Raw genomic sequence first — 18,667 nt, forward strand, 5'->3', positions numbered from 1 at the left:
GCCGCATGCGCGTAGAATCGCCCGCGATTTCCACGCACCCGAGGTCCCCATGTCCAAGCTCGCCTATCGCCGCATCCTTCTGAAACTGTCCGGGGAGGCGCTGATGGGAGACGAGGACTACGGCATCGACCCGAAGGTCATCAACCGGCTGGCCCGCGAGGTCATCGAAGCCCAGCAGGCCGGCGCCGAAGTGGCCCTGGTGATCGGCGGCGGCAACATCTTCCGCGGCGCCGGCCTGGCCGCCGGCGGCATGGACCGGGTCACCGGCGACCAGATGGGCATGCTGGCCACGGTCATCAACGCCCTGGCCATGCAGGACGCGCTGGAGAAGCTGGGCGCCAAGGCCCGGGTGATGAGCGCGATCAAGATCAACGACGTGTGCGAGGACTACATCCGCCGCCGCGCCATCCGCCACCTCGAGAAGGGCCGCCTGGTCATCTTCGCCGCCGGCGTCGGCAGCCCGTTCTTCACCACCGATTCCGGCGCCGCCCTGCGTGCCATCGAAATCGGTGCGGACCTGCTGCTGAAGGCCACCAAGGTCGATGGCGTGTACGACAAGGATCCGAACAAGCACAGCGACGCGGTCCGCTTCGACAGCCTGAGCTACGACGAAGTGATCCGCCGCGGCCTGGAAGTGATGGACACCGCCGCCTTTGCACTGGCCCGCGACAGCGACCTGCCGATGCGCGTGTTCGACATGGGCCAGCCGGGCGAGCTGCTGAAGATCCTCAGCGGCGCGAACATCGGCACCCTGGTCCAGGGCCGCGACCCGGCCTGAGCCTGAGCGCAAAGCGACAACCGGGCCGATTCAGGCCCGGCAGCGTCCCGTATTCGCCTATAATCGCCCGATTCCAGTGACACCCAGGACCGGGCGATGCTCAACGACATCAAGAACAACGCGCAGACGCGCATGGCCAAGAGCATTGACGCTCTGAAGCACACCCTCACCTCCATCCGGACCGGCCGCGCCACCCCGGCCCTGCTGGACCGCGTGACGGTCAGCGCCTATGGCAACGCCAGCACCCCGCTGAACCAGGTCGCGTCGATCTCCAACGCCGACGCGCACTCGCTGCTGGTCACCCCGTTCGACAAAGGCATGATCAAGGAGATCGAAAAGGGTCTCTACAACGCCGAGTTCACTCCGAACACGCTGGGCACCGCGATCCGCATCAACATGCCGCCGCCGACCGAAGAGCGCCGCAAGGAGCTGGCCAAGCAGGTGCAGAAGGAAGGCGAAGGCGCCAAGATCGCGATCCGCAACATCCGTCAGGACGCGAACAAGGAAATCGCCAAGCTGGTCAAGGACAAGGCGATCAGCGAAGACGAGAAGAAGCGCGGCGAAGACGACATCCAGAAGCTGACCGACGCCAACATCAAGGACGTCGACAAGGTCGTTGCCGACAAGGAAAAAGAACTGCTGTCGGTCTGAAGTCGATGCCTTCAGTCCCGCCTCCGTTGCCGTCCGCCCTGCCCCGTCACCTTGCCATCATCATGGATGGCAATGGGCGCTGGGCACAGCAGCGCCGTCGCCCGCGCGTGATCGGCCACCGTGCCGGCGCGCGCGCGGTCAACCGCACCATCGAGCGCTGCCTTGAACTGGGCATTCCTGCGCTGACCCTGTTTGCCTTCTCCAGCGAGAACTGGGGCCGGCCGCAGGAGGAAGTGGATGCGCTGATGAAGCTGTTCCTCGGCGCGCTCGACCGCGAAGTGGACGAGCTGCACCGGCGTGGCGTGCGCGTGCGCTTCATCGGCGAACGCGAGCGCTTCGGTGCCGGGCTGGTCAGCCGCATGCAGCTGGCCGAGCAGCGCACCGCCGACAACACCACCCTGACCCTGTCGATCGCCGCCAGCTATGGCGGCCGCCAGGACATCGCCCGCGCCGCGCGCGCCCTGGCCGTCGAAGTGGCGGCCGGTCGCCTGCTGCCCGAGCAGATCGACGAAGCGCTGCTGGGCAGCCAGGTTGCCCTGGCCGACCTGCCGCCGCCGGACCTGTTCATCCGCACCGGTGGCGACACCCGCATCAGCAACTTCCTGCTGTGGCAGCTGGCGTATACCGAGCTGTGGTTCACCGAGGCCCTGTGGCCGGACTTCGATGCCGATCAGCTGCAGCAGGCGCTGGACGCCTACGCCGGCCGCGAGCGTCGTTTCGGCCTGACCAGCGCCCAGATCGCCGCACTGGCCACCGAGACTTCCAGCCCATGACCAAGACCCGAGTCCTTGCCGCGCTGATCATGGCACCGGTTGCCATCGCGGCGATCCTGCTGCTGCCCACGCAGTGGCTGGCTGCCGCTGCCGCCGCCGTGCTGCTGATCGGCCTGTGGGAATGGCTGAAGCTGGCCGGCATCGAAGACACCCTGGCGCGGACCGTGCTGCTGGTGCTGAACCTGCTGCTGATGGTGCTGCTGGTCTGGGCCGACGGCAGCACGCTGGTGCTGTTCCAGATAACCACCCTGGCCGGTGTTGGCTGGTGGCTGGCCGCGCTGGTCTGGCTGCGCTTCTTCGACTTCGGCGCACAGCCGTCGGCGCCCTCGCGGATCCTGAAGATGGCGGCCGGCACCCTGGCCATCGTCCCGGCCTGGGCCGCCCTGGTGCTGATCCATGCCGGCGGCGACCCGCCAGGCAAACAGGGCCACCTGTGGCTGCTGGCCGCGCTGGCGCTGGTGTGGGCGGCCGACTCGGGCGCCTATTTCGCCGGCCGCCATTTCGGCAGGCACAAGCTGGCGCCGCGGATCAGCCCCAACAAGACTTGGGAAGGCCTGTTCGGCGGCCTGCTGGCCGGTGTCGCCGTGGCCGTCGGCCTGGGCTGGCTGGCCGGCATCGATGCCGCGCACCTGCCGGGCCTGCTGATCACCTCGGTGGTGGCCGTGTTCGCCTCGGTGCTGGGCGACCTGTTCGAGAGCCTGATCAAGCGACACGCCGGGGCCAAGGACTCGGGCCACCTGATCCCGGGCCATGGCGGCGTGCTCGACCGTGTCGACGGCGTCCTGGCCGCGGTCCCGGTGTTCGCGCTGGGCAAGGAAATCTTCGGGTTCTGACCATGAATGCAGCTGCAGACCTGCGCCGGGTCGCCGTGTTCGGCGCCACCGGTTCGATCGGTGCCTCCACGCTGGACGTGATCGCCCGCCACCCGCAGCGCTACCGGGCCACCGTGCTGGCTGCCGGGCGCCAGGTGCAGGCGCTGCTGGCGTTGTGCCGCCAGCATGCGCCGGCCCATGCGGTCATCGCCGATGAATCGCTGTATGCCGAGCTGCGCGACGGCCTGCGCGACGCCGGCCTGGCCACCGAGGCCCATGCCGGCCAGGCCGCGCTGGACCAGCTGGCCGCCAGCGACGCCTGCGATACCGTGGTTGCGGCCATCGTCGGTGCCGCCGGCCTGTCCTCGACCCTGGCCGCGGCGGCCGCCGGCAAGCGCATCCTGCTGGCCAACAAGGAATCACTGGTGCTGGCCGGCGAACTGCTGACCCGCACTGCCGAGCGTGCCGGCGCCGAAATCATCCCGATCGACAGCGAACACAGCGCGATCTTCCAGTGCCTGCGCTCGCGCGATGCCAGCGTCGACGGCGCCGGCGTGCGCCGGATCCTGCTGACCGCCTCCGGCGGCCCGTTCCGCGGCCGCAGCCGCGCCGAACTGGCCCGGGTCACCCCGGCACAGGCCGTTGCCCACCCCAAGTGGTCGATGGGGCCAAAGATCTCGGTTGATTCGGCGACGTTGATGAACAAGGGCCTGGAAGTCATCGAGGCCCATCACCTGTTCGGCGTGCCCGGCGAGCGCATCGAGGTACTGGTGCACCCGCAGAGCCTGGTCCATTCGCTGGTCGAATTCGTCGACGGCTCGACCCTGGCCCAGATGGGCCTGCCGGACATGCGCACCACCCTCGCCGTTGGCCTGGGCTGGCCGCAGCGCATCGAATCGGGCGTGGCCGGGCTGGACCTGCTGGCCCAGGGCCGGCTCGATTTCGAGGCCCCGGATACCGACGCCTTCCCCTGCCTGGCGCTGGCCTGGCAGGCGATGCAGGCCGGCGGCACCGCGCCGGCGGTGCTGAACGCCGCCAACGAAGAGGCGGTTTCAGCGTTTCTTCAGGGCCGGATCGGTTTCCTGACCATCCCGGCGCTGGTTGCTAACGCGCTTTCAACACTGCCGACCGAGCCAGCCGATACACTGGAGGTCCTGTTGTCCGCCGACCAGCGGGCACGCCAGCTCACCCTGAACGCCATCGACGCCGCCTGAACGACCGCCTCGCCCCGCATGACGCCGCCGCCCCTGCCCGCCACTGTGAGCCTGCATGACTGACTTCATCGGATCGGTCTGGTGGATGATTGTCAGCCTCGGGCTGCTGGTCACGTTCCACGAGTTCGGGCATTACTGGGTCGGGCGCCTGTGCGGGGTCAAGATCCTGCGCTTCTCGGTGGGCTTCGGCCGGCCGCTGTGGTCGCGCCGCGACCGGCACGGTACCGAGTTCGCGATCGCCGCCATTCCGCTGGGCGGTTATGTGAAGTTCCTCGACGAACGCGAGGTCGAGGTCCACCCGCACGAGCGCGGCCAGGCCTTCAACCACAAGACCGTCTGGCAGCGCATCGCCATTGTCGCTGCCGGCCCGATCGCCAACCTGCTGCTGTGCATCCTGCTGCTGTGGGCGATGTTCGTGATCGGCAAGCAGGACTACTCGCCCACCATCGGGCGTGTCAGCGGCATCGCCGCCAGCGCCGGCCTGGCCAGTGGCGACCGCGTGCTGCGCGTGGACGAGCGCCCGGTGGCCACCCTCGGCGAGGCCAGCATGGCGCTGACTGCCGCGGCGATGGACCGGCGCGACGTGAAGCTGGAAGTGCTGGACCCGGCCGACCAGGTGCGCGTGCGCACGCTGCCGCTGTCGCAGCTGCCAGCCGGTTTCGATGAACGGCGGGTCCCGATCCTGGCCGGCCTGTACTGGCAGTCCTGGCTGCAACCGGCCCTGGTCGATTCGCTCACCGCCGATTCCGTGGTGGCCGGGCAACTGCAGCCGGGCGACCTGATCGTGGCCATCGACGGCCAGCGCATCGACAGCGTCGACCAGGTGATCGGCGAGATCCAGGCTCTGGGCCGCGCCGGCGGCCCGGGCATGATCGAGGTCCTGCGCGGCGGCGAGCGCCTGGCGCTGGAAGTCACCCCGCGCCAGGGCAAGGATGGCAAGGGCAACCCGGTCTGGCAGATCGGCGTCGGCTTCCCCACCCGCTACAGCCCGGCCTATGACACCCTGCTGCGCTATGGCCCGCTCGATGCGGTAACCGTGGCGGTGCGCGAGACCGGCCGCCTGGCCGCCGACTCACTGGGCATGATGGCCCGCATCGTGACCGGCAAGGCCTCGCTGCAGAACGTTTCCGGGCCGGTCACCATCGCCCGCGTGGCCAATGTCTCGGCCCAGCGCGGCCTCGACTGGTTCCTGCAGTTCCTGGCCCTGCTGTCGCTGAGCCTGTGCATCATCAACCTGCTGCCGATTCCGATCTTGGACGGCGGGCACCTGCTGTATTACCTTATCGAGTTGGTCAAGGGCAGCCCGCTGAGCGAGCGTGCCATCGCCGCCGGTCAGTACATCGGCCTGGCGTTGCTGGCCGGGCTGATGGGGTTGGCGTTCTACAACGACATCCTCGGCCTGGTCCCGCGATGAACTTTTCCACGTTGTTGCCGTCTACAGCGTCGGCATCCCGCACCAATGAAATCGACCTTCCTACCGGACGTGACATGACGCGACTCCCCAATCGCCGCCTGCTGGCCCTCGCCCTCGCCGCCGTCACCGGCGCTCCCGCCCTGGCCCAGGCAGCCGAGCCCTTCACTGTCAGCGACATCCGCGTCGACGGCCTGCAGCGCATCAGCTCGGGCACGGTATTCACCTACCTGCCGGTGGAGCGTGGCGAGACGGTCACCGACAACAAGGTCGGCGAGACGATCCGCGCCCTGTACAAGACCGGCTTCTTCGAAGACGTGCAGCTGGACCGCCAGGGCACGATCCTGGTGGTGACCGTCAAGGAACGCCCGGCGATCAACAAGCTGACCGTGACCGGCAACAAGGACATCAAGTCCGACCAGCTGCTCAAGGGCCTGTCCGACATCGGCCTGACCGAGGGTGGCACCTTCGATCGCCTGAGCCTGGACCGCGTGACCCAGGAACTTCGCCGGCAGTACAACGACCGCGGCAAGTACAACGTCGACATCACCCCGACGGTGAGCCCGCTGGACCGCAACCGCGTGGACATCGCCATTGCCATCAAGGAAGGCAAGGCGGCCAAGATCCGCCACGTCAACCTGGTCGGCACCGAGAAGTACGACAGCAAGGACATCCTCGACACCTGGGAGTCGAAGGAGCACAACTGGGCGTCGTGGTACCGCCGTGACGACCAGTACTCGAAGGAGAAGCTGTCCGGCGACCTGGAAAAGCTCAACTCGTGGTACCTCGACCGCGGCTACGTCGACTTCAGCATCGATTCCACCCAGGTTTCGATCAGCCCCGACAAGCGCGACATGTTCCTGACTGCGGGCGTTACCGAAGGCGCGCAGTACAAGATCTCCGAGATCAAGGTCAGCGGCGACACCATCCTTCCCCAGGAGGATGTCGAGCGCATGGTGGTCCAGAAGTCCGGTGACACGTTCTCGCGTGCGCTGCTGGAATTCAGTTCGGACACCATCACCAACTCGCTGTCCAACATCGGCTACGCGTTCGCCAAGGTGAACCCGATCCCGACCACCAACCGCGCCGAGCAGACCGTCGCCATCAACATGCAGGTCGTGCCCGGCCCGCGCGTGTCGGTGCGCCGCATCCTGTTCCGTGGCAATACCCGCACCTCCGATGAGGTGATGCGCCGCGAAATGCGCCAGTTCGAGAACAGCTGGTACTCGCAGGCCGCGATCGACCGCTCCAAGATCCGCCTGCAGCGCCTGGGCTACTTCGAATCGGTGGAAGTGGAAACCCCGGCCGTCAGCGGCAGCAACGACCAGGTCGACGTCGTCTACAACGTCAAGGAAACCACCTCGGGCAGCTTCGTGTTCGGCCTGGGCTACTCGCAGTCCTACGGCATGACCACCTCGGTGCAGCTGTCGCAGAACAACTTCCTCGGCGGCGGTAACCGCGTGTCGGTCGAAGCCTCGCGCAGCAGCTACCTGCAGCGCTACGGTTTCAGCTACACCAACCCGTACTTCACCGATGACGGCGTGTCGCTGGGCTACAACCTGTCCTGGCGCGAACTGGACTACTCCGACTTCAACACCGCGCAGTACAACAGCACCAACGGTGCCGCGCAGGTGGTGTTCGGCGTGCCCCTGACCGAGACCGACACCGTCTCGCTGATGTTCGGCATCGACAGCAACCAGATCACCACGTACCAGGGTTCTACCCCGCAGTCGATCATCGACTACATCAACGCGGTCGGTAAGCGCACCTTCCATGCCTGGCGCACCGAGCTGGGCTGGGCGCGTGACTCCCGCAACGACTACTTCATGCCGACCCGCGGTACCTACCAGCGCATCGGCCTGGAAACCACGCTGCCGGGTTCGACCATCGAGTACTACAAGCTGAACTACCAGATCAGCAAGTACTGGCCGATCATGCCGTCGCTGGTGATCAACACCCGCGCCGAAATCGGCTACGGCGATGCCTACGGCAAGGACTACACCCGTACGCTGACCAATCCCGATGGCACCACCCGTACCGTCACCGCCAGCGGCCTGCCGTTCTTCGAGAACTTCTACGCCGGTGGCACCAACTCGGTGCGTGGCTTCGAGGACAACACCCTGGGTCCGCGCGAAGTCACCACCGGCTATCCGGAAGGCCAGCCACTGGGTGGTTCGCTGAAGACCGTCGGCTCGGTGGAAGCCTACTTCCCGCGCCTGTTCGACAGCCCGTCGGCGCGCGTGTCGGCCTTCGTCGACTTCGGCAACGTGTATACCGGCGTGGACAACTTCAAGGCCAACGAACTGCGCGTATCCACCGGTGTGGCGCTACTGTGGCGTGCCCCGGTCGGCCCGATCTCGATCAGCTACGCCTTCCCGCTGAAGAAGGAAGACGATGACAAGATCGAGCGGCTGCAATTCACGTTCGGTGGCCAGTTCTGAGGAACGTCGTTCCTCAGAACTGATCCACCTCCGGTGAATTGCCCGCGCATTTCACCTATCCCCCGCGCCGTTGGCGCGCCCCCCTTAACAAAGGGGGGCTCTCCACCAGACGGGGTGCGAAGCGCCGGGCATTGCCCGGCGTTTTCGTTTGGCCTGGATGCCGGAAGCGCCCGCTCTGCTTTTGATCTTTCTGTGTTTCCGTGGCTGGCACTCGCGCCAGGCCGTCGGAGGTCGGACGGGGTGGGGCTGCGGGGGTGTGAGCCGCATGGATGCGGCGACCAAGGCTACATGGACGTACTTGCGCCGCCCCCCGCAGTCCCGCCCCGTCCGACCCAGCCCATGACACTGGCTCTGCCGGCCGCGAGGGGCCCTGCCGTTGGCTGCATATGCCCCCCGCATGACCGAAATGGCGCCACACGTTAAACTCCCGCCGTGAATACTCCCACCTACACCGCCCAGCAACTCGCCGAGCAGTTCGGCCTGCAGGTCCATGGCGACCCCGCCACTGCCATCCATGGCGTGGCCACCCTCGCCCACGCCGGTCCTGGCCAGCTGACCTTCCTCGCCAATCCGCGCTACCGCGCCCAGCTGGCCGACAGCCAGGCTTCGCTGGTGGTGCTGCGTGCCGACGATGTCGAGGCCGCCCCCGGCGCCGCGCTCGTGGCCAAGGACCCCTACACCGCATTCGCCAAGATCGCCGCGCTGTTCGACATCGCGCCGACCCGCCCGCCGGGCATCCACCCCAGCGCGGTCATCGATCCGGACGCACGGGTGGCTGCCAGCGCCCACATCGGCCCGTTCGTGACCATCGGCGCGCGCAGCGTCATCGGCGAGAACTGCATCATCGGTGCCGGCAGCGTGATCGGCGAGGACTGCAGCCTCGATACCGGCTGCGAACTGATCGCCCGCGTCACCCTGGTCACCCGGGTCAGGCTGGGCAAGCGCGTGCGCATCCATCCCGGCGCCGTGCTCGGCGCCGATGGCTTCGGCCTGGCCATGGATGCCGGCAAATGGATCAAGGTGCCGCAGCTGGGCGGCGTGCGCATCGGCGATGACTGCGAGATCGGCGCCAATACCTGCGTTGACCGCGGCGCGCTGGAAGACACCGTCCTTGCCGAGGATGTGCGCCTGGACAATCTGGTGCAGATCGCCCACAACGTGCAGATCGGTGCGCACTCGGCCATCGCCGGCTGCACCGGCATCGCCGGCAGCGCCAAGATCGGCCGCTACTGCCTGCTCGGTGGCGCCGTGGGCGTGGTCGGCCACCTCGAGATCTGCGACAAGGTCGTGATCACCGGCAAGTCGGTGGTCCGCAACTCCATCACCGAGCCGGGCGAGTACTCGTCCGGCACCCCACTGACCGACAACCGCACGTGGCGCAAGAACGCCGCGCGCTTCAAGCAGCTCGACGCACTGGCTCGCCGTGTCCTGGCTGCTGGCAAGGAGAAAGAATGAACGATTCGCTGCAGCTTCCGATCGACGTCTGCCAGATCCAGGAACTGCTTCCGCACCGCTATCCGTTCCTGCTGGTGGACCGGGTGCTTGAACTCGACGTCGAGGCCAAGCGGATCCTGGCGCAGAAGAACGTCAGCATCAACGAGCCGTTCTTCCAGGGGCACTTCCCGGGCCGCCCGATCATGCCCGGCGTGCTGATCATCGAAGCGCTGGCGCAGGCCGGCGGCGTCATGACCCAGCTCACGCTCGGCCGCGATGCGCAGTCCAAGCTGTTCTACATGGTCAAGGTGGAAAACGCCCGCTTCAACAAGCAGGTCGTGCCCGGCGACGTGCTGATGCTGGACGTGCAGATGAAGCGCCTGATCCGCAACATGGGCTGGTACTACGGCGAAGCCAAGGTCAACGGCGAAGTCGTTGCCTCGGCCGAGGTCATGTGCGCCGGCGCCAAGGGCTGATCCACTGGAGGCAGCAATGACTGACAACGCACCGCGGATCCACCCCACCGCCGTCATCGACCCGGCCGCACGCCTGGCCGACGATGTCCAGGTGGGTGCCTTCACCCTGATCGGCCCCGACGTTGAAATCGGTGCCGGCACGGTGGTGGGCCCCCATTGCAGCATCCACGGCCCGACCCGGATCGGCCGCGACAACCGCTTCGTCGGCCACGCCGCGATCGGTGGCGAGCCGCAGGACAAGAAGTTCGGCGGCGAGCGCACCGAACTGGTGATCGGCGACCGCAACGTGTTCCGCGAGTTCGTCACGCTCAACCGCGGCACCGGCGGCGGCGGTGGCATCACCACCATCGGCAACGACAACTGGATGCTGGCCTACACGCACGTGGCACACGACTGCCATGTCGGCAATTTCTGCGTGTTCTCCAACAACACCACCCTGGCCGGCCACGTGACCGTGGGCGACTACGTGATCATCAGCGGCTTCGCCGGTGCTCACCAGTTCTGCCGCATCGGCGCACACGCTTTCCTGGGCATGGGCGCACTGACCAATGGCGACGTTCCGCCGTTCACCATGGTCGGCACCGATTCGCTGGGCCGCCCGCGCGGCATCAACAGCGAAGGCCTGAAGCGCCGCGGCTTCGACGCCGAGCGCATTTCGGCCATCAAGCGTGCCTACCGCACGCTGTACGTGGCAGGCCTGCCGCTGGCCGAGGCCAAGGTGCAGCTGACCGAACAGGCGCGTGACAGCGACGACGTGAAGGCGATGCTGGACTTCATCGAGCACGCCGAGAGGCCCCTGCTGCGATGAGCAGCGCGACCGGCCAGGCGCCGGCCGGCGCCGCGGTGATCCCGCTGGCCTCGATGGCCGGCAGCGTTCCTGCGCAGCGGGTGCTCAGCGAGCGCCCGTTGCGGATCGCGCTGGTTGCCGGTGAAGCCTCCGGCGACCTGCTCGGTGCAGGCCTGGTGCGCGAATTGAAGGCGCGCTTCCCGAATGCCGAGTTCGCCGGCATCGGCGGCGACGCCATGCGCAGCGCTGGCTGCCAGACCTGGCACGATGCCAGCGAGCTGGCGGTGATGGGGCTGACCGAAGTGCTGCGCCACCTGCCGCGCCTGCTGAAGCTGCGCTCGGCGTTCCGCCAGCGTGCGCTGGACTGGCAGCCGGACGTGTTCATCGGCATCGACGCACCCGACTTCAACCTGGGCATCGAGCGCTGGCTGAAGCAGCGCGGCGTGCGCACCGTGCATTACGTCAGCCCCTCGGTCTGGGCCTGGCGCGAGAAGCGCGCCGAGAAGATCGGCAGCAGCGCCGACCTGGTGCTGTGCCTGTTCCCGATGGAGCCGCCGATCTATGCCAGGCACGGCATCGACGCGCGCTTCGTCGGCCACCCGATGGCCGATGACATTCCGCTGCAGGGCAACCGCGAGGAAGCGCGTGCCGCGCTCGGCTTGCCGACCTCAGCCAAGGTGCTCGCCGTGCTGCCGGGCAGCCGCCTGGGCGAGATCTCGCGCCTGGGCGAGCCGTTCTTCGAAGCGGCCTGGCAGGTTTCCGAGCGCATTCCCGGCCTGCACGTGGTGGTGCCTGCCGCCAATCCGGCCTGCAGGCAGCTGATTGAAGAACAGCTATCGCGCTCGGCGTTGCCGGTGGCCTACTCGCAGGTACTGGATGGCCAGGCACGCAACGCGATGATCGCCGCTGACGTGGTGGTGCTGGCGTCGGGCACCGCGACCCTGGAAGCGATGCTGGTGAAGCGGCCGATGGTGGTCGGGTACCGCGTCAACGAGCTGACCTATCGCCTGGTGAAGGCGCTTGGGCTGATCAAGGTCGACCGCTTTGCCCTGCCCAACATCCTGGCCGGCCAGGACCTGGCGCCGGAACTGATGCAGCACGACTGCACGCCGGACCGGCTGGCCGCGGCCATCCAGCAGTGGTTTGACCACCCGCAGCGGGTGACCGATCTGCAGGATACCTACGTGCGCCTGCACGAACGCCTGCGCCGCAACGCCTCGGCGCGTGCCGCCGACGCCGTCGGCGAACTGCTGATGCGCGACCAGGCACAGCCATGAGCCGCCGTCACGCCGCCGCAGCCAGCCTGACCCTGTTCGACGGTGTGGCCGTGGTCGAGCCGGAGCGCCTGGTGGCCGGCGTCGACGAGGCCGGCCGTGGCCCGCTGGCCGGGCCGGTGGCAGTGGCGGCGGTGGTGTTCGACCCGTCGCGGCCACGCATCAACGGCCTCGACGACTCCAAGCAGCTGACGGCGGCACGCCGCGAACAGCTGCATGACCGCATCATCGAGCGTGCGCTGGCCTGGCACGTGGTGCTGGTGGACGTGGACACCATCGACCGCCTGAACATCTACCAGGCCACCCTGCAGGGCATGCGCGAGGTGGTGGCAGCGGTCGCCCACGTGGCCGGCTTCGCCCGCATCGACGGCAACGTGGTGCCCAAGGGCCTGGTGCTGCCGGCCCAGGCGCTGATCGGTGGCGATGGCATCGACCGCGCGATCATGGCGGCGTCGATCCTGGCCAAGGTCTCGCGCGACCGTTACATGCAGGACGTCCACGCCCGCCACCCGCAGTACGGCTTCGAGCAGCACAAGGGCTATGGCACGCCGGCCCACCTAGCCGCCCTGCGTGAACACGGCCCCTGCATGGAGCATCGGCGCAGCTTCGCCCCGGTACGTGAGTGCCTGGACACCACCCGCGCCCCCGCGATCGCCTGAACGGCCGCCGACAGGGACAAGCCGTGCGGTGAGGAGTGCCCCGAGCCGGGGGGAGCGCCAGCGGCGCAGGGGGTGTGGAAGCACGGCAGGACAGGGCCCGCGGCTCGCCTGCGAACCGTGGCAAGCGATAGCGCGAATGCGATATCGCGTGCCGTCAAGAGCTTGTCGCCACCCCCTGCCCTCGCTACCCTGACCGGGCACTCCAGCGCTTCCGACCCCGGCGACGAACCTCCGTCAGCACCCGGGGCCCGCGCGCTCCAACCTGGTCCGGCATGTCCAACTCCCGCTTCGTACATCTCCACGTCCACACCGAGTTCTCGCTGGCGGACTCGACCATCCGCGTGCCGGCCAAGCCGGACCAGGCGGACCCGAAGAAGGCCAAGCAGGCCAACCTGCTGTCGCGCTCGGTCGAACTCGGCCTGCCCGCGCTGGCGGTGACCGACCTCAACAACCTGTTCGCCCTGGTCAAGTTCTACAAGGCCGCCGAAGGCGTCGGCATCAAGCCGATCGCCGGTGCCGACGTGCTGATCGCCGAGGAAGGCCAGGACCCATGGCGGATGACCCTGCTGTGCCGCGATCGCGAGGGTTACCTGAGCCTGTCGCGGCTACTGACCCGCGCCTGGATGGAAGGCCATCGCCCCGAAGGCGGCGTGGCCATCCACCCGGACTGGCTGAAGGCCGGCAACGCCAACCTGTTCGCGCTGGCCGGGCGCCAGAGCCTGGCCGGGCGCCTGGCGCTGGACGGCAAGCATGAGCTGGCCGAGCAGCAGCTGGCCGACTGGCAGCGCGTGTTCGGCGATGGCCTGCACCTGGAGCTGACCCGCACCGGCCGCGAGGGCGAGGAGACCTTCAACCAGTTCGCGCTGATGGCCGCCGGCCAGCGTGGCCTGCCGGTGGTGGCCAGCAATGACGTGCGCTTCCTGTCGCCGTCGGACTTCAGCGCGCACGAAGCGCGCGTGTGCATTTCCACCGGCCGCGTGCTGGACGATCCCAAGCGCCCGCGCGAGTACAGCGACCAGCAGTACCTGAAGTCGGCCGAAGAAATGTGCGCGCTGTTCGCCGACATTCCCGATGCCATCGACAACACGCTGGCGCTGGCCGAGCGCTGCAACATCGAGATGCGGCTGGGCACCTACTTCCTGCCCAACTACCCGGTGCCCGACGACGAGACCCTGGACACCTGGATCCAGAAGATGTCGCGTGATGGCCTGGAAGAGCGCCTGGAGAAGAATCCGCTGGCGCCGGGCAAGTCCCGCGAAGACTACTTCGAGCGCCTGGAGTTCGAGCTCGACACCATCATCAAGATGGGCTTCCCCGGCTACTTCCTGATCGTGGCCGACTTCATCCAGTGGGGCAAGAACCAGGGCATTCCGATCGGCCCCGGCCGTGGTTCGGGTGCCGGCTCGCTGGTGGCATGGGCGCTGAAGATCACTGACCTGGATCCGCTGCCGTACAACCTGCTGTTCGAGCGCTTCCTGAACCCCGAACGCGTGTCGATGCCCGACTTCGACATCGACTTCTGCATGGACCGCCGCGACGAGGTGATCGACTACGTTGCGCGCAAGTACGGGCGCGAACGCGTCAGCCAGATCATCACCTACGGCACCATGGCCGCCAAGGCGGTGGTGCGCGACTCCGGCCGCGTGCTCGGTTTCCCGTACGGCCTGGTGGACGGCGTCTCCAAGCTGATCCCGAACATCCTGGGCATCCACCTCAAGGATGCGCTGGGCAAGGGCAAGGAAGGCCCCAGCTCGGAAATGGCCTCGGCCGAACTGATCCAGCGTTACGAGACCGAGGACGATGTCCGCGACCTGATCGACCTGGCGCTGCAGCTGGAGGACCTGACCCGCAACGCCGGCAAGCATGCCGGTGGCGTGGTGATCGGGCCCGAGCCACTGAGCGAGTTCTGCCCGCTGTACGCCGAACATGACGAGAACGGGCTCGGCAAGAACCCGGTCACCCAGTTCGACAAGAACGACGTGGAAGAAGTGGGCCTGGTGAAGTTCGACTTCCTCGGCCTGCGCACGCTGACCATCATCGACTGGGCAGTGAAGGCGATCAACAAGCGCCACGAACGCGCGGGCATCCCGCCGGTCGACATCGCCGCGATCCCCCTCGACGATGCGCCCACCTACAAGGACATCTTCGCCAACGGCAACACCGGCGCGGTGTTCCAGTTCGAGTCCTCCGGCATGCGCCGCCTGCTGAAGGATGCGCGCCCCGACCGCTTCGAAGACCTGATCGCGCTGGTGTCGCTGTACCGCCCCGGCCCGATGGACCTGATTCCTTCGTTCAACGCGCGCAAGCACGGGCAGGAAGAGATCATCTATCCCGATCCGCGCACCGAAGCCATCCTGAAGGACACCTACGGCATCATGGTGTACCAGGAGCAGGTCATGCAGATGGCGCAGATCGTCGGCGGCTACTCGCTGGGCGGCGCCGACCTGCTGCGCCGCGCGATGGGCAAGAAGGTGCCGGCGGAAATGGCCAAGCACCGCGAGATCTTCCGCGAAGGTGCAGCCAAGGGCGGCGTCGATGGCCCCAAGGCCGACGAAATCTTCGACCTGATGGAGAAGTTCGCCGGCTACGGCTTCAACAAGTCGCACGCCGCCGCCTACGCGCTGGTCAGCTACCAGACCGCATGGCTGAAGCGCCACTACCCGGCCGAGTTCATGGCGGCCACGCTGTCGTCCGATCTGGACAACACCGACAAGGTGGTCGGCTTCCTCGACGAAGTGCGCAACCTCGGCCTGACCGTACTGCCGCCCAAGGTGAACCAGTCGGCCTTCATGTTCGAAGCGGTGACGCCGGACACCATCCAGTACGGCCTCGGTGCGATCAAGGGCGTCGGCCAGGGCGCCTGCGAAGCAGTGGTCGAGGAACGACTGAAGGGCGGCCCGTTCAAGGACCTGCTCGACTTCTGCACGCGCGTTGGTTCGGCCAAGCTCAATCGCCGTACCCTGGAAGCGATGATCAACTGCGGTGCGCTGGACGAGCTCGGCCGCAACCGGGCCTCGCTGATGCTGCAGCTGCCGGAAGTGATCAAGGCCACCGACCAGATGGCGCGCGAACGTGCCTCCGGGCAGAACTCGCTGTTCGGCGGTCCCGACCCGAGCGCCGTGTCGATCCAGCTGGACCTGCCCGAGGCCGAAGAATGGCCGCTGCTGCAGCGCCTGAACGGCGAGCGCGACACGCTGGGCTTCTACCTGAGCGGCCACCCGTTCGATCCCTGGCGCGACGATGTGCGCGACCTGGTCGGCAACGACCTGGGTTCGGTGGAGAAGATCTGGAGTGCCAACAGCGGCGGCGGCGGCGGCGGCGAAAAGCGCTGGCGGCCGGAAGTGCAGACCGTGCTGGCCGGCCAGGTGGTCGGCGTGCGCCGCAAGGGCGAGAGCCAGATCTTCATCCAGCTGGAAGATGGCCGCGGCCGCGTCGAGTGCAGCGCGTTCTCCGACGCGATGGCCGAGTTCGGCCACCTGATGACCAAGGACCGCATCCTGGTGGTCAAGGGCGGCCTGCGCGAGGACGAGTTCAACGGCGGCTTCGCGCTGCGCATCCGCCAGTGCTGGGACTTCGATGAAGTCTGCGCCAACTACGCCACACGGTTGTCGCTGCGGCTGGACCTGCGCCAGCAGCGCCCGGTCTGGGAGCGCATCGATGCGCTGCTCGACCGCCATCGCCCGGGGCGGACGCCACTGCGCCTGGACCTGCTGCTGAAGGGGCCGCACGGCGGCGTCGCCGGCATGCTTGATGTGTCCGGGCAGAGCGCGGTGCGCATCGATTCCAAGCTGATGGAGGCGCTGCGCGCCGATCCTGCCGTGCGCACGCTGAAGGTGCGTTACAGCCCCCCCTGGGCCAGCTGAGGCTGGCTCCGTGGTTTTCCCGTTTCCGCGTTCCATGTATCAAGGACGATTGCCGATGAAGACCCTGCTGTTCCCGTTCGCTGCCGCACTGGCCCTGGCCGCCTGCTCCCCGTCGAAGATCGAGTTCCAGATCGACAACCCGACCGACACGCCGCTGGCGCTGAGCATCGACGGCCAGGACCTGCCGGTGGCCGCACACGGTTCGCGCCCGGTCTCGCTCGCTGTCGGCGAGCATCGCCTGCATACCGAAAAGCTCGGTGATGTGCGCTTCATCGTCTACGTCGACGGCCGTGGCGGCCTGATCAACCCGACCCTGAGCGAGTACGTGATCGCCCGCGAGGTCTATGTCACCGACGAGAGCAAGCTGAAGAACTTCGGCACCGGCACGGCCGGCATCGAACTGGGCGGCGTCGACTTCGAAGGTCCCTTCGAGAAGCGCCACGACCTGTTCATCGACAAGACCTGGACCTACGGCGTGCGCGAGCCGTTCCCGAAGGAAAAGGTGGTGGCCCATGTCGATTCCAGCGGCGGCCAGATCGTGGCAAAGGTGTTCACCGCCCCGGACTTCATCACCTACGTCGAGGAAGGCATGGGCCAGCCCGGCGCGTTCAAGCGCGAACAGCCGGCCGGCTACGTCACGCCGGCATTCAGCCTGGAGCCGGCCCCGGCCAGCCTGCCGGCCCTTGACCCCGCCTTCGAGGCGCATGCCGCGCCGCTGCGCGAGGTCTATGCGCGCTGGCTGAAGGCCACCACCGCCGATGAACAGAAGGCCCTGCGCAAGCAGGACTTCGACGCGCAGATGGCCTTCACCTCGGCCACCGCGACCCTCGGCGCCAACCTCGGCCGGGAGGCCAACGAGGCCTACAACGACTTCGTCTCCCAGCGCGGGCAGCTGATGGGCCGCAGCGCCCTGGTGGTGCCCTGAACTGACTGGCGCGCCCTGCCCGCCTGCGCTACCGTCGCCTTCCAGACGAAGGCGTACGGGTGGTTTGCACGCATTCGGCTAGAATTGCCCCCTTCTTTACACGACGGCTTCCGATGAATCCGAACTACCTCGACTTCGAGCAACCCATCGCCGACCTGGAAGCCAAGATCCAGGAGCTGCGCAACGCCAGCGCCGGGCCGGCGGTCAATGTCGAGGCGGAAGTGCATGCGCTGCAGGACAAGCTGCGCGTGCGCACCGCGCAGATCTTCCGCAACCTGACCTCGTGGCAGGTGCTGCAGCTGGCCCGCCACCCGTCGCGGCCATACACCGCCGACTACATCCGCATCATCTGCGATGAGTTCCAGGAGCTGGCCGGTGACCGCGCGTTCGCCGACGACAAGGCCATCATGGGCGGCCTGGCCCGCATCAATGGCCGCGCAGTGATGGTGATCGGCCACCAGAAGGGCCGCGACACCAAGGAAAAGATCAAGCGCAACTTCGGCATGCCCAAGCCGGAGGGTTACCGCAAGGCGCTGCGCCTGATGAAGATGGCCGAGCGCTTTGGCCTGCCGGTGCTGACCCTGATCGACACCGCAGGCGCCTGGCCGGGCATCGACGCCGAATCGCGCGGCCAGTCCGAAGCAATCGCGCGCAACCTGATCGAGATGGCCGAGCTGAAGGTGCCGATCATCTGCACCGTGATCGGTGAAGGCGGCTCCGGCGGCGCACTGGCGTTGGGCGTGGGCGACCGCACCGTCATGCTGGAATATGCGGTGTACTCGACCATCACCCCGGAAGGCTGCGCCTCGATCCTGTGGAAGGACGCCGGCAAGGCCAAGGAGGCGGCCGAGCAGCTGGGCCTGACCGCGCCGCGCCTGAAGAGCCTGGGCCTGGTCGACAAGGTCGTGCGCGAGCCGACCGGTGGCGCCCACCGCAACCCGACCCAGATGGCCAAGCGCCTGAAGGCGGTGCTGCTGAACGAACTGGACGCACTGGACGCACTGTCCACCGAACAGTTGCTGGAGCAGCGCTATACGCGCCTGCGCAGCTACGGCACGTACGAAGCGGCCTAAGCCCGGTAGTGCCGGCCGCTGGCCGGCAACACGAGGTGATTGCAGAAATGAAAGAGCCGGGCATTTGCCCGGCTCCTTCGTTTGCGCCCTGACAGC

15 protein-coding genes are annotated in these 18,667 nt (G+C 67.4%); all 15 read left to right on the plus strand.

The window, feature by feature from the left end:
* Positions 1–49: 49 nt before the first annotated feature.
* Positions 50–778: a UMP kinase gene (pyrH, locus tag LRM18_RS17290; protein WP_019659122.1), complete on the plus strand. Its 729-nt coding sequence runs from the start codon at positions 50–52 to the stop codon at positions 776–778.
* Positions 779–874: 96 nt separating this feature from the next.
* A complete protein-coding gene (gene frr, locus LRM18_RS17295; protein ID WP_014646499.1) occupies positions 875–1,429 on the plus strand; it encodes a ribosome recycling factor in 555 nt (184 codons plus the stop codon).
* Positions 1,430–1,434: 5 nt separating this feature from the next.
* Positions 1,435–2,202, plus strand: a complete 768-nt coding sequence (uppS, locus tag LRM18_RS17300; RefSeq protein ID WP_049464404.1) for a polyprenyl diphosphate synthase — start codon at positions 1,435–1,437, stop codon at positions 2,200–2,202.
* Positions 2,199–3,035 carry a phosphatidate cytidylyltransferase gene (locus tag LRM18_RS17305; protein WP_270955131.1) on the plus strand — a complete coding sequence of 279 codons (837 nt, stop codon included), beginning with the start codon at positions 2,199–2,201 and terminating at the stop codon, positions 3,033–3,035. The genes uppS and LRM18_RS17305 overlap by 4 nt, the downstream gene beginning before the upstream one ends.
* Positions 3,036–3,037: 2 nt before the next feature.
* Positions 3,038–4,228, plus strand: coding sequence for a 1-deoxy-D-xylulose-5-phosphate reductoisomerase (locus LRM18_RS17310; RefSeq protein WP_270955132.1), 1,191 nt, complete (start codon positions 3,038–3,040; stop codon positions 4,226–4,228).
* A 55-nt stretch (positions 4,229–4,283) separates the two neighbouring features.
* Positions 4,284–5,642, plus strand: coding sequence for an RIP metalloprotease RseP (gene rseP / locus LRM18_RS17315; RefSeq protein WP_053505929.1), 1,359 nt, complete (start codon positions 4,284–4,286; stop codon positions 5,640–5,642).
* 74 nt (positions 5,643–5,716) lie between these two features.
* Positions 5,717–8,080, plus strand: coding sequence for an outer membrane protein assembly factor BamA (gene bamA, locus LRM18_RS17320; RefSeq protein WP_049464395.1), 2,364 nt, complete (start codon positions 5,717–5,719; stop codon positions 8,078–8,080).
* A 432-nt stretch (positions 8,081–8,512) separates the two neighbouring features.
* Positions 8,513–9,535 (plus strand): UDP-3-O-(3-hydroxymyristoyl)glucosamine N-acyltransferase, encoded by a 1,023-nt coding sequence (lpxD, locus tag LRM18_RS17325; protein WP_053506636.1) that lies wholly within the window; start codon positions 8,513–8,515, stop codon positions 9,533–9,535.
* On the plus strand, positions 9,532–9,990 hold the full coding sequence (gene fabZ / locus LRM18_RS17330; RefSeq protein WP_005415845.1) for a 3-hydroxyacyl-ACP dehydratase FabZ: 459 nt from the start codon (positions 9,532–9,534) through the stop codon (positions 9,988–9,990). Before lpxD ends, fabZ begins: the two co-directional genes overlap by 4 nt.
* 16 nt (positions 9,991–10,006) lie before the next feature.
* On the plus strand, positions 10,007–10,798 hold the full coding sequence (gene lpxA / locus LRM18_RS17335; protein ID WP_057493530.1) for an acyl-ACP--UDP-N-acetylglucosamine O-acyltransferase: 792 nt from the start codon (positions 10,007–10,009) through the stop codon (positions 10,796–10,798).
* A 53-nt stretch (positions 10,799–10,851) separates the two neighbouring features.
* Positions 10,852–12,054 carry a lipid-A-disaccharide synthase gene (gene lpxB, locus LRM18_RS17340; RefSeq protein ID WP_270955137.1) on the plus strand — a complete coding sequence of 401 codons (1,203 nt, stop codon included), beginning with the start codon at positions 10,852–10,854 and terminating at the stop codon, positions 12,052–12,054.
* Positions 12,051–12,710, plus strand: a complete 660-nt coding sequence (locus LRM18_RS17345; RefSeq protein ID WP_053462548.1) for a ribonuclease HII — start codon at positions 12,051–12,053, stop codon at positions 12,708–12,710. The genes lpxB and LRM18_RS17345 overlap by 4 nt, the downstream gene beginning before the upstream one ends.
* Before the next feature lie 272 nt (positions 12,711–12,982).
* Positions 12,983–16,573: a DNA polymerase III subunit alpha gene (dnaE, locus tag LRM18_RS17350; protein ID WP_270955133.1), complete on the plus strand. Its 3,591-nt coding sequence runs from the start codon at positions 12,983–12,985 to the stop codon at positions 16,571–16,573.
* A gap of 55 nt (positions 16,574–16,628) precedes the next feature.
* Positions 16,629–17,498: a hypothetical protein gene (locus LRM18_RS17355; RefSeq protein ID WP_270955134.1), complete on the plus strand. Its 870-nt coding sequence runs from the start codon at positions 16,629–16,631 to the stop codon at positions 17,496–17,498.
* A 113-nt stretch (positions 17,499–17,611) separates the two neighbouring features.
* On the plus strand, positions 17,612–18,571 hold the full coding sequence (locus LRM18_RS17360) for an acetyl-CoA carboxylase carboxyltransferase subunit alpha (protein WP_049464383.1): 960 nt from the start codon (positions 17,612–17,614) through the stop codon (positions 18,569–18,571).
* Positions 18,572–18,667 lie beyond the last annotated feature (96 nt).

Source organism: Stenotrophomonas sp. PI_27, from assembly GCF_027854495.1.
GTDB classification, from domain to species: Bacteria; Pseudomonadota; Gammaproteobacteria; order Xanthomonadales; family Xanthomonadaceae; genus Stenotrophomonas; species Stenotrophomonas pavanii.

Coding starts and splice junctions, on each gene's coding strand:
- bamA (WP_049464395.1), top strand. CDS start 5,717: ATGACGCGACTCCCCAATCGCCGCCTGCTGGCCCTCGCCCTCGCCGCC.
- fabZ (WP_005415845.1), top strand. CDS start 9,532: ATGAACGATTCGCTGCAGCTTCCGATCGACGTCTGCCAGATCCAGGAA.
- frr (WP_014646499.1), top strand. CDS start 875: ATGCTCAACGACATCAAGAACAACGCGCAGACGCGCATGGCCAAGAGC.
- LRM18_RS17360 (WP_049464383.1), top strand. CDS start 17,612: ATGAATCCGAACTACCTCGACTTCGAGCAACCCATCGCCGACCTGGAA.
- LRM18_RS17345 (WP_053462548.1), top strand. CDS start 12,051: ATGAGCCGCCGTCACGCCGCCGCAGCCAGCCTGACCCTGTTCGACGGT.
- LRM18_RS17310 (WP_270955132.1), top strand. CDS start 3,038: ATGAATGCAGCTGCAGACCTGCGCCGGGTCGCCGTGTTCGGCGCCACC.
- LRM18_RS17355 (WP_270955134.1), top strand. CDS start 16,629: ATGAAGACCCTGCTGTTCCCGTTCGCTGCCGCACTGGCCCTGGCCGCC.
- pyrH (WP_019659122.1), top strand. CDS start 50: ATGTCCAAGCTCGCCTATCGCCGCATCCTTCTGAAACTGTCCGGGGAG.
- lpxA (WP_057493530.1), top strand. CDS start 10,007: ATGACTGACAACGCACCGCGGATCCACCCCACCGCCGTCATCGACCCG.
- rseP (WP_053505929.1), top strand. CDS start 4,284: ATGACTGACTTCATCGGATCGGTCTGGTGGATGATTGTCAGCCTCGGG.
- lpxB (WP_270955137.1), top strand. CDS start 10,852: ATGGCCGGCAGCGTTCCTGCGCAGCGGGTGCTCAGCGAGCGCCCGTTG.
- uppS (WP_049464404.1), top strand. CDS start 1,435: ATGCCTTCAGTCCCGCCTCCGTTGCCGTCCGCCCTGCCCCGTCACCTT.
- LRM18_RS17305 (WP_270955131.1), top strand. CDS start 2,199: ATGACCAAGACCCGAGTCCTTGCCGCGCTGATCATGGCACCGGTTGCC.
- dnaE (WP_270955133.1), top strand. CDS start 12,983: ATGTCCAACTCCCGCTTCGTACATCTCCACGTCCACACCGAGTTCTCG.